The organism is Marinobacter sp. M1C (assembly GCF_023314135.1).
Taxonomy (GTDB): domain Bacteria; phylum Pseudomonadota; class Gammaproteobacteria; order Pseudomonadales; family Oleiphilaceae; genus Marinobacter.
Genome location: NZ_CP092289.1, coordinates 1,770,778 through 1,787,226, shown reverse-complemented (window position 1 = coordinate 1,787,226; position 16,449 = coordinate 1,770,778). Strand labels below are relative to the sequence as shown.

Annotated in this window: 16 protein-coding genes; 3 read left to right on the top strand and 13 right to left on the bottom strand. The window is 55.7% G+C overall.

Annotated elements, in window-relative coordinates; translation table 11 throughout:
- From pheA to purU, 4 genes are all read right to left on the bottom strand, one after another.
- Positions 1-1,098, bottom strand: coding sequence for a prephenate dehydratase (gene pheA, locus MIH19_RS08510; RefSeq protein WP_249008451.1), 1,098 nt, complete (start codon positions 1,096-1,098; stop codon positions 1-3).
- Between the two features lie 2 nt (positions 1,099-1,100).
- Entirely contained in the window at positions 1,101-2,183 is a 1,083-nt protein-coding gene (serC, locus tag MIH19_RS08505) for a 3-phosphoserine/phosphohydroxythreonine transaminase (RefSeq protein WP_249008450.1), read from the bottom strand.
- A 51-nt stretch (positions 2,184-2,234) separates the two neighbouring features.
- Entirely contained in the window at positions 2,235-4,922 is a 2,688-nt protein-coding gene (gene gyrA / locus MIH19_RS08500; protein WP_249008449.1) for a DNA gyrase subunit A, read from the bottom strand.
- Positions 4,923-5,049: 127 nt separating this feature from the next.
- A complete protein-coding gene (gene purU, locus MIH19_RS08495) occupies positions 5,050-5,904 on the bottom strand; it encodes a formyltetrahydrofolate deformylase (RefSeq protein ID WP_249008448.1) in 855 nt (284 codons plus the stop codon).
- A 143-nt stretch (positions 5,905-6,047) separates the two neighbouring features.
- On the opposite strand from purU, the gene ggt reads away from it, so the two are divergent.
- Positions 6,048-7,847: a gamma-glutamyltransferase gene (gene ggt, locus MIH19_RS08490; RefSeq protein WP_249008447.1), complete on the top strand. Its 1,800-nt coding sequence runs from the start codon at positions 6,048-6,050 to the stop codon at positions 7,845-7,847.
- 79 nt (positions 7,848-7,926) lie between these two features.
- Here the strand turns inward: ggt and MIH19_RS08485 are convergent, their stop codons facing one another.
- From MIH19_RS08485 to MIH19_RS08455, 7 genes are all read right to left on the bottom strand, one after another.
- Complete coding sequence (locus tag MIH19_RS08485) at positions 7,927-9,984, bottom strand: FUSC family protein (RefSeq protein WP_249008446.1); 2,058 nt, start codon at positions 9,982-9,984, stop codon at positions 7,927-7,929.
- Between the two features lies 1 nt (position 9,985).
- Positions 9,986-10,846, bottom strand: a complete 861-nt coding sequence (locus MIH19_RS08480) for an HlyD family secretion protein (RefSeq protein ID WP_249008445.1) — start codon at positions 10,844-10,846, stop codon at positions 9,986-9,988.
- Positions 10,847-10,855: 9 nt separating this feature from the next.
- Positions 10,856-11,056 (bottom strand): DUF1656 domain-containing protein, encoded by a 201-nt coding sequence (locus tag MIH19_RS08475; protein ID WP_018403546.1) that lies wholly within the window; start codon positions 11,054-11,056, stop codon positions 10,856-10,858.
- A 196-nt stretch (positions 11,057-11,252) separates the two neighbouring features.
- Positions 11,253-11,465 (bottom strand): penicillin-binding protein, encoded by a 213-nt coding sequence (locus MIH19_RS08470; protein ID WP_249008444.1) that lies wholly within the window; start codon positions 11,463-11,465, stop codon positions 11,253-11,255.
- A gap of 232 nt (positions 11,466-11,697) precedes the next feature.
- Positions 11,698-11,856: an efflux RND transporter permease subunit gene (locus MIH19_RS08465; protein WP_283164106.1), complete on the bottom strand. Its 159-nt coding sequence runs from the start codon at positions 11,854-11,856 to the stop codon at positions 11,698-11,700.
- The gene (locus tag MIH19_RS08460) at positions 11,853-12,032 is read right to left on the bottom strand and encodes a hypothetical protein (RefSeq protein ID WP_249008443.1); all 180 of its coding nucleotides are present in this window, start codon (positions 12,030-12,032) and stop codon (positions 11,853-11,855) included. The genes MIH19_RS08465 and MIH19_RS08460 overlap by 4 nt, the downstream gene beginning before the upstream one ends.
- 463 nt (positions 12,033-12,495) lie before the next feature.
- The gene (locus MIH19_RS08455; protein WP_249008442.1) at positions 12,496-13,554 is read right to left on the bottom strand and encodes an SDR family oxidoreductase; all 1,059 of its coding nucleotides are present in this window, start codon (positions 13,552-13,554) and stop codon (positions 12,496-12,498) included.
- 143 nt (positions 13,555-13,697) lie between these two features.
- Between MIH19_RS08455 and MIH19_RS08450 the strand changes: the two genes are divergently transcribed.
- Positions 13,698-14,642 carry a LysR family transcriptional regulator gene (locus MIH19_RS08450; protein ID WP_249008441.1) on the top strand — a complete coding sequence of 315 codons (945 nt, stop codon included), beginning with the start codon at positions 13,698-13,700 and terminating at the stop codon, positions 14,640-14,642.
- 29 nt (positions 14,643-14,671) lie between these two features.
- Here MIH19_RS08450 and MIH19_RS08445 read toward each other — a convergent pair whose 3' ends face one another.
- Positions 14,672-14,869: a CPXCG motif-containing cysteine-rich protein gene (locus MIH19_RS08445; RefSeq protein WP_249008440.1), complete on the bottom strand. Its 198-nt coding sequence runs from the start codon at positions 14,867-14,869 to the stop codon at positions 14,672-14,674.
- A 13-nt stretch (positions 14,870-14,882) separates the two neighbouring features.
- On the bottom strand, positions 14,883-15,614 hold the full coding sequence (locus MIH19_RS08440; protein ID WP_249008439.1) for a DUF429 domain-containing protein: 732 nt from the start codon (positions 15,612-15,614) through the stop codon (positions 14,883-14,885).
- 142 nt (positions 15,615-15,756) lie between these two features.
- Here MIH19_RS08440 and imuA point away from each other — a divergent pair, with 142 nt between their 5' ends.
- Positions 15,757-16,446, top strand: coding sequence for a translesion DNA synthesis-associated protein ImuA (gene imuA, locus MIH19_RS08435; protein ID WP_249008438.1), 690 nt, complete (start codon positions 15,757-15,759; stop codon positions 16,444-16,446).
- Positions 16,447-16,449 lie beyond the last annotated feature (3 nt).

Here is a 16,449-nt window from a genome sequence, read left to right as displayed (position 1 = left end):
TTAAAGCACACCAATAGGGTAAGAGCCCAAGCGTTTGAGTTCTACCGCTTCTGCATCCACTTCGGCCAATACTTTGCAGGCGGGTTCGTCGTCCATATGGCCTTCAAAATCGATGTAGAACACATAGGCCCAGGTGCCTGTTTGCGAAGGCCGGGTTTCAATACGGGTCAGGCTGATGCCATGGCTGTGAAACGGCTCTAACAACTGATACAAGGCGCCCGGCTTATTGCGCATAGACACCAGCACCGACGTTTTATCGTGCCCGCTGGGGGTAACCGCTTCGCGGCCGATAATCAGAAAACGGGTGGTGTTGTCAGGCCGGTCTTCAATACTGTTGGCCAGCTTGACCAAACCGTAAAGCTCTGCCGCCATATCACCGGCAATGGCGGCCGCGCCAGGCTCCGCTGCGGCACGGCGCGCCGCCTCGGCGTTGCTAGAAACGGTGATACGCTCGATGCCGTAGCGGTGGGTATCCAGCCACTGGCGGCACTGGGCAAAGGACTGCTGGTGCGAGTAAATTCGGGTAATTTCCACGCCATCGTGTTGCGGCGACACCATCAGGTGGTGGTGAATGCGCAGTTGCACTTCGCCGCAGATTTTTAACGGCGACGACATGAACATATCCAGAGTGTGGTTGATCATGCCTTCGGTGGAATTCTCAACCGGCACCACGCCGTAGTGCGCAGCCCCGGATTCCACTTCGCGGAACACGGCATCAATGGCAGGCATGGGCACGCTTACCACCGAATGGCCAAAGTGCTTGAGCGCAGCGGCCTGTGTGAAGGTCCCCAACGGTCCCAAAAAAGCAATGTGCATGGGCTTTTCAAGCGCAAGGCACACCGACATGATTTCACGGAACAAACGCGCCATTTCCTCGCTGGGCAAAGGCCCCGGATTCTGCTCCATAATACGGCGCAGCACCTGAGCTTCGCGTTCAGGCCGGTAAAAAAGCACGTCCTGCCCCGGATTGGCGGCCGTTTTTACATGGGCCACTTCTTGGGCGCAGCGGGCGCGGGCACTGATTAGCTCCATAATTTGCTGATCAATACTGTCTATTTCGTCGCGCAGTTCCGCCAATCGAGCTTGCTCATCGCTCATGATTAACCGCGCTCCTTGGCAAATTCCGCCATGTAGGCGATCAGTGCGTCTACGCCAGCTTCCGGCATAGCGTTGTAGATGCTGGCACGCATGCCGCCTACGGACCGGTGACCTTTCAGGTTCAGCAACTGACGTTCATCAGCACCTTTAAGGAAAGCGCTGTTCAGCGCATCGTCTGCAAGGATGAAGGGCACGTTCATCCAGGAACGAAAGCGCGGGTCAATAGGGTTGGCGTAGAACGGGTTAGTATCAATAAAGTGGTACAGTTTTTTTGCCTTGCGGGCGTTGAGCTCGCCTATGGCGCTTACGCCGCCCTGATCTTTCAACCATTTGAAAACCAAACCCGCCAGGTACCAGGAATAGGTAGCCGGCGTGTTGAACATGGAAGCGTTATCAGCAATCACCTGATAATTCATCATGGTCGGGGTTTTTGCGTGGGCTTTACCCAGCAAATCTTTGCGAACAATGACAACCACAAGGCCGGAAGGACCGATGTTTTTCTGCGCGCCGGCGTAAATAAGTCCGAATTTCGAGACATCTATAGGGCGTGACAGCATTGTGGATGACATGTCCGCAACCAGCGGCACCTTACCGCTGTCGGGAACAAAATCAAACTCCAGCCCGCCAATAGTTTCATTGGGCGTGTAATGCAGGTAAGCGGCATCGGCACGGGTTTTCCAGCCGGCCTGATCCGGCACGGTGGTAAAACCGCACTCGGCAGAGCTCGCCACCACGTTCACGTCACCGTAACGGCGTGCTTCAGCGATGGCTTTTTCAGACCAGATACCGGTGTTCACGTAATCAGCGGAGGCTGAGTTACCCAGCAGATTCAGGGGCACAGTCGTAAACTGGCTAGAGGCACCGCCCTGCATGAAAAGAACGGCGTAATCGTCTGATATTCCAGCTAAATCACGCACATCCTGCTCGGCAGTTTCGGCGATTTCAACAAACTCGTCGCTGCGATGACTCATTTCCATCACCGACATGCCAGTACCGCGCCAGTCGAGCATTTCATCCCGTGCCTGTCGCAGCACCTGTTCCGGCAAGGTTGCCGGGCCTGCACAAAAATTATACGCCCTGCTCATGTTGCTGTGGTCTCTCGCGTCTTGCTGATTCAGTGTGCCGGCTGCGGCGACTTATTCGTCGCCGGCATCCGCGTCGCCATTATCGTCTGCATCGGTGCTGTTGCCGTCAAGCGTTTCATCGCCTGCCTGCACATCGCTAATGTCACCTGTAACACCTTCAACTTCGGTGTTTTCGCCGCTGACATCTTCATCGGTGATTTCTTCGGCATCGGTTTCCGCAATACGCTCTACACCCACCAGGCGTTCATCTTCCTGGCTGAGTTTGATCAGGCGCACACCCTGGGTGTTGCGACTGAGCACAGACACTTCATCGGTGCGGGTACGAACCAGCGTGCCCTTGTCCGAGATCAGCATCATTTCGTCGCCGTCGAACAGTTGCAATGCGGTCACCAGGTTGCCGTTGCGGTCAGAGCACTGCATGGCGATGACGCCTTGGCTGCCGCGACCGTAAGTGGGGAACTCGTCCAGGTTGGTGCGTTTACCGTAGCCGTGTTCGCTCGCCATCAGTAATACGGCGTTATCCTGTGGAATGATCAACGACACCACGTGATGGCCTCCGGCCATACGGATACCGCGTACACCCCGTGCGGTGCGGCTCATCGGGCGCACAGCTTCTTCTTTAAAGCGCACCGCTTTGCCGGCGGTGGAGAACAACATGATTTCGGCGCTGCCGTCGGTGATCGCCGCGCCAATCAGGGTGTCACCTTCGTCCAGCGACAGCGCAATCAGGCCGCTGCTGCGTGGGCGGGAAAAGTTCGGCAGTGGGGTTTTTTTGACCACGCCGGCTGATGTTGCCATCAATACAAACTGATCTTCCGGGTAGTCCCGAACCGGCAGGAAGGTGGTGATACGTTCACCCTCGTCCAACGGCAGAATGTTCACCATCGGGCGGCCGCGTGAAGCACGGCTGGCGCGCGGAATTTCAAATACCCGCAACCAGTAGACTTTGCCACGGTTGGAGAAACACAAAATAGTGTCGTGAGAGTTAGCCACCAGCAGTTTTTCTACGAAATCTTCGTCTTTCATAGAGGTCGCCGCTTTTCCACGACCGCCACGGCGCTGAGCCTGATAATCTTCCACCGCTTGCGTCTTGGCATAGCCGCTGTGGGAAATGGTGACTACCAGCTCTTCTTCATCAATCAGATCGGCCACGGTTAAATCGCGGCGGGAGCTGGTAATTTCAGTGCGACGCTCGTCGCCAAACTCTTCCACAATAGCTTGCAGTTCGTCGCGAATGACCTGCATCAGGCGCTCCGGGTTACCCAGAATGTCCAACAAGTCGGCAATACGCTCCAGAATTTCGCGGTATTCGTTTTGCAGCTTTTCGGTTTCCAGACCGGTCAGGCGATGCAGACGCAGGTCCAGAATTGCCTGGGCCTGTTCCGGAGACAGGTGATATTTGCCATTGCGCAAGCCGTAAATTTCCGGCAAATCGTCCGGACGGCAGGCATCTTCGCCAGCACGCTCCAGCATGGCCATCACATCTTCGGATCCCCAACCCTGGGCAATTAGCTTTTCCTTGGCTTCTGAGGCCGAAGGCGAGGCTTTGATCAGCGCGATGATCTCGTCAATGTTGGCCAGCGCAACCGCCAGACCTTCAAGAATATGACCACGCTCGCGGGCTTTGCGTAATTCAAAAATTGTCCGACGAGTAACCACTTCGCGACGGTGACGTATAAAGGCGTCCAGCATTTCCTTCAGATTTAGGATGCGCGGTTCGCCGTCAATCAGCGCCACCATGTTGATACCGAACACAGTTTCAAGCTGGGTCTGTTTGAACAGGTTGTTAATGATTACGTCTGGATTTTCACCACGGCGCAATTCGATAACAACGCGAATGCCTTCCTTGTTGGACTCGTCACGCAGCCCGGTGATGCCTTCCAGGCGTTTCTCTTTCACCAGCTCGGCGATTTTCTCGATCAACCGCGATTTGTTCAGCTGATACGGCAGTTCGGTGATGATAACCGCGTCGCGCTTGGTCTTGGCGTCGTGTTCTACTTCGTGGCGGGCGCGAATGTACACGCGGCCACGGCCGGTGCGATACGCCTCAACAATGCCCGCACGACCGTTGATGATGCCCTCGGTGGGGAAATCCGGACCGGGGATGAATTCCATCAGTTGATCAATGCTTAAGTCTGGATCATCAATCAGCGCCAAACAGCCTTTCACCACCTCAGTGAGGTTGTGGGGCGGAATATTGGTGGCCATACCCACGGCAATACCGGAGGAGCCGTTGATCAGCAGATTGGGCACGCGGGTCGGCATAACCACCGGAATCTGCTCAGTGCCGTCGTAGTTAGGCACAAAATCGACCGTTTCTTTGTCCAGATCGGCCAGCAAAGAATGGGCGATTTTCTTCATGCGAATTTCGGTGTAACGCATGGCCGCGGCGTTGTCGCCGTCGATGGAGCCAAAGTTACCCTGGCCGTCTACCAGCGGATAGCGCAGCGAAAACGGCTGGGCCATACGTACGATGGTGTCGTAAACCGCAGAGTCACCGTGCGGATGGTATTTACCGATAACGTCACCCACCACACGGGCAGACTTTTTATAGGCTTTGTTCCAGTCGTTGTTCAACACCGACATGGCGAACAGTACGCGACGATGTACCGGCTTGAGGCCGTCGCGCACATCCGGAAGTGCCCGACCCACAATCACGCTCATGGCGTAATCAAGGTAGGACTGCTTCAACTCGTCTTCAATATTTACCGGCAGGATCTCTTTGGCTAACTCACCCATCGAGAAAGGTTCCTTTACGTTAACTGAAAATCGTATCAGGGCCTAATTCAGGCCCCGTTAATGAGTTCTTTGACAAGCCGCGCAGTATACCACACAGGCACCCTTCCCGGGGCCTTGAGGGCGACTGTTAATCAAACACCACGGTCTTGTTTTCGTGGGTGATCACGCGGTCTTCAATATGCGAACGCAGACCGCGAGCCAACACACTTTTTTCCACATCTTTGCCCAGGCGCACCATGTCGTCGGTGGTATCGCGGTGGGTGATGCGAATCACCGACTGCTCGATGATTGGGCCTTCGTCCAGGTCTTGAGTCACGTAGTGACAGGTAGCCCCGATAAGCTTCACGCCACGGCTGTAGGCCTGGTGATAAGGGCGAGCGCCAGCGAAAGAAGGCAAAAAACTGTGGTGAATATTGATCACCTGGCCCGCGTATTTGGCGCACAGTTCCGGCGGCAGAACCTGCATGTAACGCGCCAGCACCACTACGTCTACCTGGTACTGCTCGAACAGGTCTTCAATGTGGGCAAAGGCTTCTTCGCGATTGTCTTTACTCACCGGCACGTGGTGGTAAGGGATGTCGTGCCATTCCACCATGCGGCGAAGATCATCGTGATTGGACACCACCGCCACAATGTCGACGTTCAGTTCTTTGCTTTGCCAGCGGTGCAGCAGATCAGCCACGCAGTGGGATTCCTTGCTGCACATCAACACCACTTTTTTCGGCTGCGCCGAATCGGTGATGCGCCAGTTCATATTGAACTCCCGGGCGATGGGCTCAAACGCTGCGCGAAACTGTTCCAGACCAAAAGGAATCGAGTTGGCCTTGATTTCGTGACGCATAAAAAACCAGCCACTGTGGGTATCGGAGTGGTGGCTTGCTTCGGTAATCCAACCGTTATAGGTGGACAAAAAATTACTCACCTTTGCGACAATCCCCACCCCGTCCGGGCAGGAAATCACAAGACGGTAGGTATGCTCCATGAAAGCCTTTCCTTAACTCAAACGCGGGAAAGCGGATACGCTGGGGGAAACCGCAACTTAAAATCAAGCTGACGGCATTACGCACCAATGAAAATGACAGACTATGATAGCTTATCTAAACATTGGAAACGAGGAGCTAACGCATGTACAGCCACCTACAGGCACCCAATTCAAAAACAGGCTCAAACACCCGCTCAGAGCGATTAAAAGGCACCGTGCTGGGTGCTTTTTTTATTAGCGCCAGGTTAACAATTATTAGCATTAGTCTGGCGGTCAGTTACGGCGCCCACGCCAATGCCATTCTGGAGGGCGAACGCTTTAACTCGGTAACCGCTACCCAGGGCATGGTATCTACCAGCCACACCCTGGCCACCGAAGTCGCGCTGCAGGTATTAAAAGACGGCGGTAATGCGGTGGATGCCGCGGTCACAGCCGGCTTTGCCCTGGCCGTTACCCAACCCCGTTCCGGCAATATTGGCGGCGGTGGTTTTATGCTGATAGCGCCGGGCGATGGCGCCGCGCCGGAAGCCATTGACTACCGCGAAACCGCGCCGGCAGCAGCCACCGAAGATCTGTTCCTGGATGAAGACGGCAAAGTGGACCAAAACCGCAGCCGCTTTACCCACAAAGCTGCGGGCGTGCCCGGCACGGTGGCCGGACTGGCTCTAGCCCTGGAGCGCCACGGCAGCATTAGCCTGAAGCAAGCTTTGGCACCGGCCATAAAGCTGGCCAGTGACGGCTTTGTGGTGCCGCGGCGCTTCAGCGAAGGGCTGGAGCAGGCCCGCGATCGCATGACCCGCTGGCCGGCTACCCTGGAAACCTTCTATAAAGAAGACGGTTCAGCCTGGCAGCCCGGCGAACGCTTTCGCCAGCCGGAACTGGCAGCAACCTTGCAACGCATTGCAGATCAAGGCACTGACGGCTTTTACAAAGGCGAAACTGCGCGCCTGATTGCTGAAGAAATGGCCCGGCACGACGGCCTGATTACCGAGGCCGATCTGGCCGGCTACAAGCCTGCCGTCCGCACACCGGTACACGGCACTTATCGCGGATACGACATTTACTCCATGTCGCCGCCCTCCTCCGGCGGCGTTCACATCGTGCAGATTCTGAATATTCTGGAAGGGTTCCCCATTGCAGAATTCGGCCACAATTCCGCCAGCGCCATACATCATATGGCCGAAGCTATGAAACTGGCCTACGCAGACCGCACCCAATACCTCGGCGATACCGACTTTGTGGATGTGCCGGTGGCGGGATTAATCAGCAAAGGCTATGCAGAAGAATTGCGCGGCACGATTAGGGCGGACAAAACCCGCCCAGCCAGCGAGATAAAACCGGGGCAGCCGGCGGCCTATGAAAGCCCGGAAACCACTCACTTTTCAGTGGTAGATCGCTGGGGCAATGCGGTATCAAACACTTACACCATCAATTTCAGCTATGGCTCGGGCATTACTGTGGCCGGCGCCGGTTTTTTACTGAATAACGAAATGGACGATTTCAGTGCCAAACCGGGCGTGCCCAACGCTTACGGTTTGATCGGCGGCGCAGCCAATAAGATCGAACCCGGCAAACGCATGCTCAGTTCTATGTCGCCCACCGTGGTGCGCAAAGACGGCCGCAACTTTCTAGTGACCGGTAGCCCAGGCGGTTCGCGCATCATAACCACCACCCTACAAGTCATCATGAACGTGATTGACCACGGGATGAACATTCAAAGCGCAGTCAGTGTGCCGCGCATTCATCATCAATGGCTGCCAGACCAGATTCGCATCGAGCAAGGTATTAGCGCAGACACAGTAAAACTGTTGGAAAGCAAAGGCCACACGGTGGTCACAGACTCGGCCATGGGCGCTATTCAGAGCATCATGATTGGCGAAGATGGTACGCTTTACGGTGGCGCAGACCCCAGGCGCAGTACGTCATCGGCGCAAGGTTTTTAAGCTTTGGAGAAAATCAAAAAACCGATTATGCCATGAGCAAAAACACCCACAATACTGCCATGGCTGACGCACATTTCTTTCAGGATTTTGACAGGCTCGCCACAGTGCGCGCCGTGCGCTCGAATGTGAGCGCAATGCGCTCGAACATACCCTCGATAACAATCGTTTGTTGATCTGGCAAGTCCACCGAATGTACAGCCTGCAACAAACGATCACTGGCTTCGCGGAACTCAGGGTTGAATTCGCCCCGAGAACTCATTAAGTAGGTGTCTGCCAACACCTGCTGCCAATTACGCAACTCGGCATCTACCAACGGTCCACGCCGTTTATGAACCAGTTTGCGCAGGCGTATGGATGTGTGCCCCAGGTTAAGGCCGGTAAAACCCAGGTCGGTCATAAAGCGCTCGCTGCGTTTATTTTCCTGATCGTAATTGGCCAGCCGTAACAGGCGTTCGCCCATGCGGCCGTTGTACCAGCGTTCCGGCGTCGGATGGTTGTTTATATCCACCAGATCTCGTGCCGTTGCGTGCAACAGTCGTCGTTTCATCAATTGGCTATCGGGCGGCGCAATCAACTGAAATATCCAATAGAGCGCACCAATACCGACCAACAAGCCGAGCGCATTGTTGGCGGCATCTGCGGCGTTAAATGTCATATTGTTGCCAGGCTGGATAATCAACGCAAAGGGAATGCAAAAACCCAGGCCGTAAGGCAAAGTTTCGCGGCTGGCCAGCGCCACTAGACCAATATAATAAGGCCCGGCCAATACCAGTATCAGAATTTCAAAGTCCCCGCTGCTTTGTGATAACAATGCTAGCCCGAACACCAGCGCCACCGGTATCGAGACCACCACACCCAATAGCAGGCGACGGAGAAACACCTTCAAAAAGGCCAAAGAAAAGCGCGCAAAAGTGACCGAAAAAACCACCGGTATAATCATCATTAAAATAGCCGATGGGCTGGCAGTGGCTACCCAGACGGTGGCACCAAAAAGAAACACCATGCCAGTACGGAAACCGTTGATGGCGCCAAACAGAGGGTCCCGATGAGTGGACAGTTTGGGGGCCTTCAACAGCGTGTTGTCGGGATTTTCCAGAGCGTTGTAGGCCCGCAACACCACGGCCAGATCTGACGCCAGCTCTAAGGCCGTGCCTGCCAGGCGAGTAACGATCGCAGACTCGTCTATAAACGCAGACCGCTGCTCCAGCAGCTGCCGTCGCAATGCCTGCGCCAGGCGGTAAGCTTCCTCATAGTTATCGGTCGCAACAACCAGACGAAAATGGATGCGCATAGCATCCAGCATCTGGCGAAACGCTGGCGACAACAGGTCATCGTGATTACGATGGAAACGGCCGAGAATCTGAGTGAGCGCTACCAGCGATAACACCTTGTTGCTGAGCAAGTTAGCAGCCCGGCTGCGCCCCGGGCCCTCTAGGCTTTCATACACCACGGCGCTGGAGTCGTCTGCCAGCGCAACCAAGGTTTCCAGGATTTGCTCAGCGCTGTGATGGCGCTGATCGTGGGAGCTTTGCGGGTCCAACTCAAAGGTCAGATTTTCCAGGGTTCTGTTAATCACCGTGCGGGCGTCGTCGCGCATCTGATCTTTCACCATCATTGGCCACAGCAGCTTGCTGACCAACATGGCACACACCGCGCCCACGGTTATTTCACTGATACGAGCCTGAGCAATATTAAACACCGCCTGGCTGCCAGCGGCTTCAGCGTTGGCCATCACCAAAATCACCACCAAAGCAGCTGTCATGCCGGCCATGGCAAAGGCATAGATAAAGTTTTTGCTGTGAACCATGGCCGCGGCCGCGGAGTTCAGGCTCACCCAAAGCGCCAGACTGGCCAGTGCCAACAGCGGGTAAGGTATCAACAGCGCCAATATGAGGACGCCGACAGCGCCCCCCAGCAGTGACCCCATAATCAGGCACAAAGCTTTTTCAATCACCATCCCGCTTTCTGGGCGAATCTGTAAAAAGATAGCGGCGACCAAGGCCCAGTACGGCCGCTCCAACCCCAAATACATGGAGGTGAACAGCGCCATGGCCATGGCGACAAGGCCTTTGATGGCGAAAATCACCGCGTGCTTGTCGGGCATCAGCAACTGTGCCAGCCAGGGGTGTAGCTGCATATTACTGATCGGTGTCGAGATAAATTGAAACCGTCATACCAGCGCTAAGATTGAGGCCTGGCGGCAGTGAGTTCAGAGTAATATCTACCGGGATGCGCTGGGCCAGGCGTACCCAGTTCACCGCCTGCTGTACTTGTGGCAACAATTGGCTGTTGCTACCCGCGCTGGTATCGGCAATGCCTTGGGCAATACTGGTGACTTTGCCCTGCATTTCACCGCCGCTCATCAATGTTACCCGGGCATTCTGGCCGACGTGGATTTTCTGAAGCTTGGTTTCTTCAAAGTAACCGGTCACGTAGAACGAGCCTTTCTGCACCAGCGACACCACCGGCTGGCCCTGGTTCACGTAGTTGCCTTTGCTCAGACTGAGGTTACTAACGGTACCGGTTTCAGGCGCCGTTACCCGGGTACGCTGCAGGTCAATACGGGCCGTTGCCAGCTGAGCCTGAGCCAACTCGTAACTGGCTCTGGCAGACTCAGTTTGAATGCGGTAAGTTTCCAGATTCTCGTCGCTAATAGTCTGGCGGCCGCTCAAGCCTTCGCGGCGCTGATACTGATGTTGGGCCAATTCCCAGGCGCTGCGCTTTTGCGCCAGGTAAGCGCCGGCTTCGGCAATTTTTGCCTGATAGCGGGATTCATCAATCACAAACAGCAAGTCACCCTTGTTAACCGGCTGGTTGTTGCTCACTTCAAGGCGGGTTACCCAGCCGGATACGTCGGGCGCTACGGTAATGACATCCGCGCGAATACGGCCATCGCGGGTCCAGGGCGAATGCAAATAGTGATTCCATATCCAGTTGCCGGCCAATATGGCCGCAAAAACCACCAGCAGGGTAACCCCAACACGCAATAATTTTCCCATAAGCCCGCTTCAGTCTCCCACCCAGTAAATAGTCAGCGCCAGATAACACACAAAAATGCCGACATCGAACCAGGCATCTTTCCAGATATAACGCCTCCAGTTCAGCCGGTGCAGCACCCAACGAGTGGCCATGGTCATCAAAAACGCCAATGGCCCCAGCACTACCAAAGGGCTGAACAGCATTCCGCCTAAACTCAGCTCATGAAACATGCGTGTTTTTATCACCCGGTTATTGCGGAATCTGTGTGTATTGCCAGCAAAGAGTGTATTGGACAACTATCGGATGCGAAAACCAATAGCCATTTGCCAGTACATCCGCAACTAATTCGACACAGCGCTTATATCAGAGTATTGGCAGTGGCAAAGGGCCAGCTACTAGGTTTACGCCAATTAAGCCCCCGCCAACCTAATAGCAGGAATTCGGCGACGATTCAGGATTGATGTCACCCGCCACTTCTTCCGGGTCTATACCGTGATGGGCCAGCACTTCACGCACAAAGTTCACCTGCGCCAGCACCCGCTCGGCATCGTCACCGTAATCGTAACGGTTTACTTCCACCGGCTGCGGCATAAAGGTAAAAGCGGTTTTCAGTGCGGTCAATGTATCATTGTCTATCATCAACAGGTTCCAGTTAGCGTGAATGGTTTGCAAAACCAACTATCGGCGAGTACCCACCCAATCGTCAATCCTCACTGACACTTTTATTAACGCTGACATTACCAGTCGATGAGAATGAAGCATGGATGCCCTCTGAAATGTAAGTCGACGACTTCGCTGACACATAGGGCTCGCCTCGAACACTTTGTGTCTCAAGGCTCAATACTTGCCAATCTGGCGTCCCAGAATGGTGTCAGCAGGTTTGGGAGCTCCCTGCTGCATAGTGGGGCGGTGCCATATCGGGATACATATTTACCGGCAGGCCTCGGAGGGCGAGCAAGCCTGCGAGGGTTATCAGAATGAAAATAACGAAGGCGAATTTCGGTCGCTGGATAAAGACGCCGCTGATCATTGGGCGTCCTCACCTTCACCTTTAAGCACGACTGCTTTCGGATCGATGCGCTTATCGACGGGCGTGACCGTGATGCCGGAGCGCACCTTTTGCAGACCTTCCACGATGACCCGCTCGCCCACCTCAAGCCCGCACGCCCTCGGCGGCGGCCCGCCCAGCGCGCCGATACGCCACATAATCGGCCTCATTAAGCTGAAATCCTACGTACATCGGCGGCACTAAAACGGACCACAGCGCTTCCAGACTCTCCACCGTGTTCGCCTCGGCAATATGTGTGAGCAGGTGATGGATATAAGCTGAAGGCTTCAACTGGCTGGCCTTGGCGGTTCATGCCGAGCGCAGAACTATGTCGAGAGATCCATGACATGAGTACTGTCAATGCGACGCAGCATGACTGCTCAGTAGCAGTGCATGGTGGCTACCACTCGGCATAGTCTTTTTTCCTAAAGTGAATTCAGGCAGCCTTGGACCGCGGGCGTGAACGCCTTTACCTAGCGTGACTGATGGGCAGTTGAGAGCTATTTGTTGACCACTAGTATGTCGAACTCGGGCCAAACCGGAGCAAGGGTGCCAAAGATCCAGATGAGTGGCTGCCACCTGCCGGCCAATGCGGTAATGCCGGCCTGGCACCCTCTGCCATCAGGGAATGATCTTCTCGGCGCGCAGACGATCAAACAGGTCTGAGAACGCCCCTCGGGTCTCGCGGAAGTGATCGAAACCGAAGTCGCGTGATTTGGTGATGTCGTTGACACACTCCTGGTCGCGACCCAGGTCCGCATCGGTGTGCCACCACGAGACGAGCCTGGCGACGTCCGGTTCGACCAGATCATGTTTCTTGGCAATTTCGCGCCAAGTCGCGTCGATCCCGGCCATCTGGGTTTCCAGTGGCTGTGGTGTCTCGGGACAGTCTGCTACTTCAAGACCAAAGTATTCTCCGATCTCGCGCCACATCCGGCGCCAGCGGAAAACGTCACCGTTGACCGTGTTAAATGCCTGATTTTCAGCCCCTGGCGTCGTTGCGGCCCACTCCATCTGGCGCGCCAGAACCAGCGCATCCGTCATGTCGGTCAGCGCGTTCCATTGAATCTGCGAGCCTGGGAATACGAACGGCTTGCCGGTCGCCTTACAGATTGAGGCATAGACAGCAAGCGTGGTGCCCATGTTCATGGCGTTACCGCGGGCGTAGCCGATCACCGTATGTGGCCGGTGCACGTTCCAGGAGAAGCCCTGACACTCGGCGGTTTCGAACAGTACATCTTCCAGCGCGTAATAAAAGTTGTCGCCGGGGACACGTGGCTCGGATTCGCGGAACGGCGTTTCGGTGCGACCACTGCCATAGGCTTCGAACGAGCCGAGGTACTGCTTTGTTCCCGTGACCAGCGAGGCGTGCTGAACATCAGTATCACCAAGCCCCGCGAAGAGATTGCGCATCATGGCGCTGTTAGCCTCGATATTGGCTTTTTCGTTGTCGCGACCGACCCAGGTGCAATAGAAGACATGAGTGATCGGCAGACCAGCCAGCGCCTCCCGGGTAGCGGTCTCGTCGAGCAGGTCTGCGGCAACTGGTATTACACCGCTCTGTTCGGTGGCGTGTCGTGAAAGCCCGTAGACTGTCCAACCGCTGGCCACCAGATAAGACGCCAAATTTCCACCGGTAATCCCGGTGGCTCCTGCGACCAGTGCTGTACCTTTACGCATGCGCTCTCTCCTTTCGTGAACAGTGTCTGGCTCCCCGAATCGGGTTACCAATGCTTCCATTCTGTTAGCGGTCGTTCATTGCTACAATCGAAAACAACGCAAATCTTTATTGCGCACAACGCAACTCAAGGGGTTTCAACCAGATGGATCTCAATGCCCTACGCGTCTTTGAACGGGTCGCTGCCACTGGGAGTTTTACGACGACCGCCCGTCATTTCCATCGCGCTGTGTCCTCTATTTCCCGGCAAATTCGGGGACTGGAGGAGGCCGTGGGCCAGCCACTGTTCTACCGGCATACCCGTGCAGTGACGCTCACAGAAGCGGGTTTGCGCTACTACGAAGAAGTGCGCGATATTCTGGAGCGGCTCGACTTCGCCACGGACGCACTGATGCATTCAGACGCTGAGCTCAGCGGCACACTGCGCATCAACGCACCTGTGGCTTTCGGTCAGCGGCAGGTCGTGCCACTGTTGCACCGTTTTCAGTGTCGGTACCCCTCGCTCAAGGCTGAACTGCAGCTTAACGACCGAGTGGTTGACCCGGTTCGTGAAGGGCATGATGTCACCTTCCGCGTGGGTGAGCTCTCAGATTCGTCGCTGGTGGCACGCCGTCTGGCGCCGATGAACTACGTAATCGCCGCTGCGCCGAGTTATCTTCAGGCGCATGGCGAGCCCGAATCGCCAGAGTCACTCATCGACCATAACTGCCTACTTTATCAGGGCGAAATGGGCCGACAACGCTGGTTCTTTCAGGCTCCGAATCAGGCCAGCGCCACGCCTTTCGATGTTACCGGCAATCTCTACAGCGACGACGCCGTCAGCCTGGTTCAGGCCGCTCTACTGGGTCAGGGACTGGTGATGTTCCCGACCTGGCTGATTGCCGGCGAACTCAAATCCGGCGCGCTGGTCGCTCTGCTCGATTTCTGGCGCTGTGAGGTTAACCCGGGGCGCCGCGACATCCACGTGCTGACCACCGAACGACGCCTTCGCTCACACAAGGTTCGCGTTTTCCTCAACTATCTGTTCGAATCACTAGGCCCCCTTCCCCCTTGGGATCGCTGGCGTGAGGGAATGCTGGCCAAGGGCTAGAGGCCGTCTATCTGTTACTTCCATCGCATTCAATAAGTGTCGTTTTCACTGTACACGGCCACCGACAAGTCACCGTTATTTGCCTCTGTCACAACGAAGGTGATCGGCTTGCAGCACACCTGACAGTCTTCAATATATGATTGCTGCGCATCTTCAGGGTTGATCAGCACCTCGATAGACTCACCGCAGTAGGGGCATTCGATCATGGTTTCGGTCAGTTCGGTCATAAAGCCTCCTTATTCAGCACGCGCCCTGGGGCACGTAGATATAGCCCTGTTCCGTGCAGCCGAACACTCGTTCACTGTTCCCAGCCTGGTACAAAGCCGCAATATACAGGCAAACAATCGCATCCAGTACGTCTTCGTTATGCTTCAGAGCTGCGCCACGCAAAGATTGAATACGTTGCGCATCCAGATAGGGTAAAAATAACGAGCCTATGGTCAACGCCATTCTTTGGGACTGCGCCAGGCTGAGCAGCAAACTGGCAAGCCGGGCCTGGCCCTGACGCTTATCCGTTACCTGGCCTTTTTTATAAAACAGACGCTCAGGAAGCTGAAATATTTCGATCAGCGCGGGGTGGGGATAACACTCCAGCTGCCACTTTTGCCCGGGCGCAGCCAGATGGCCAAAGCCGGCTGTGTGCAAATGATCACCCAGCAACACGCCGTTAGACGCGGGGAACAGAGTCAGATTGCAGGCGTGGCAGGATGCCTTTCGCGCAGCATAAGCCACCCCGATGCCGCGTTCACAGGGCCGCTGTCCGCTCGGGTTACGAATGATGAGTGGGCCGTCTACCGCCACACCGTGAAGACCGTCGATAGAATCCAGGGCACTGGCAACGGCGTCAAAACCGTGAAGGTTTTCAAGCACGCCGGTCACTGCTATAGCGCCGTCGGCAACGTACCCTACCGCAATAGCCGTGGGGTTGCGATTGCCCTGCCAGGCAAGGTCGACACCTGCAATCACTGCCATAAAATGGCTTTCCCAGTTTTCATTTTATGCCAAGACTACCACTGTAAACGGTGACCCTGTCATTCAAATTGTTAATCCTGGCGGTTGAAATCTAGCCCTGTTCGGAATACTGTATATTTAAACAGTACTTCGAGATTTAGCCATGAATGAACTTCTATCCGCCTTAAAGCAAAGCGCCCGTGTCTGGCAGGGCCATCAGCCTGTTCACACCAGTCAACCGGCTGAATCTACTGGTTACCAAGCGCTGGATAACCAGCTGGGCGGGCTGGGCTGGCCGCGGGGAGCACTCAGTGAATGCCTGCTGGACACACCCGGTATTGGCGAGCTGCATTTGCTGCTGCCATTGATGCAACGCCTGACCCATAGCGGAAAAACCGTATTCTGGCTGAACCCACCGCACATTCCTTATGCCCCGGCGCTGGTGCGTGAAGGTGTTGACCTTGACCAGGTGGTGGTCATTCACACCCAGGACAGCGGCGATTTTTTATGGACCCTGGAAAACTGCCTGCGCTCACCGGTCACCGGGCTGGTTATGGCCTGGCCCGGCAAGCTGGCGTTGCGGGATGTACGGCGCTTACAGCTGGCCGCTGAAGCTGGCAGTAACGTGTGCGTATTGTTTCGCGAACGCTGCCATGCGGCGCAAAATTCACCGGCGGCTCTGCGCCTTGAGTTGCAGCCAGACGCTAATCAATGCCTGCACGTGCAGATACTCAAACGCCGCGGCAGCTGGCCTGGCCAGCACTGCGAACTGCCGTTGCCGCATCGGGCCGGCCTGGCTGCGGCCGAAACCAGCCGCGTGGCTAAGGGCCCCTGGCCCAGGCCGGCCCGGTAGCCC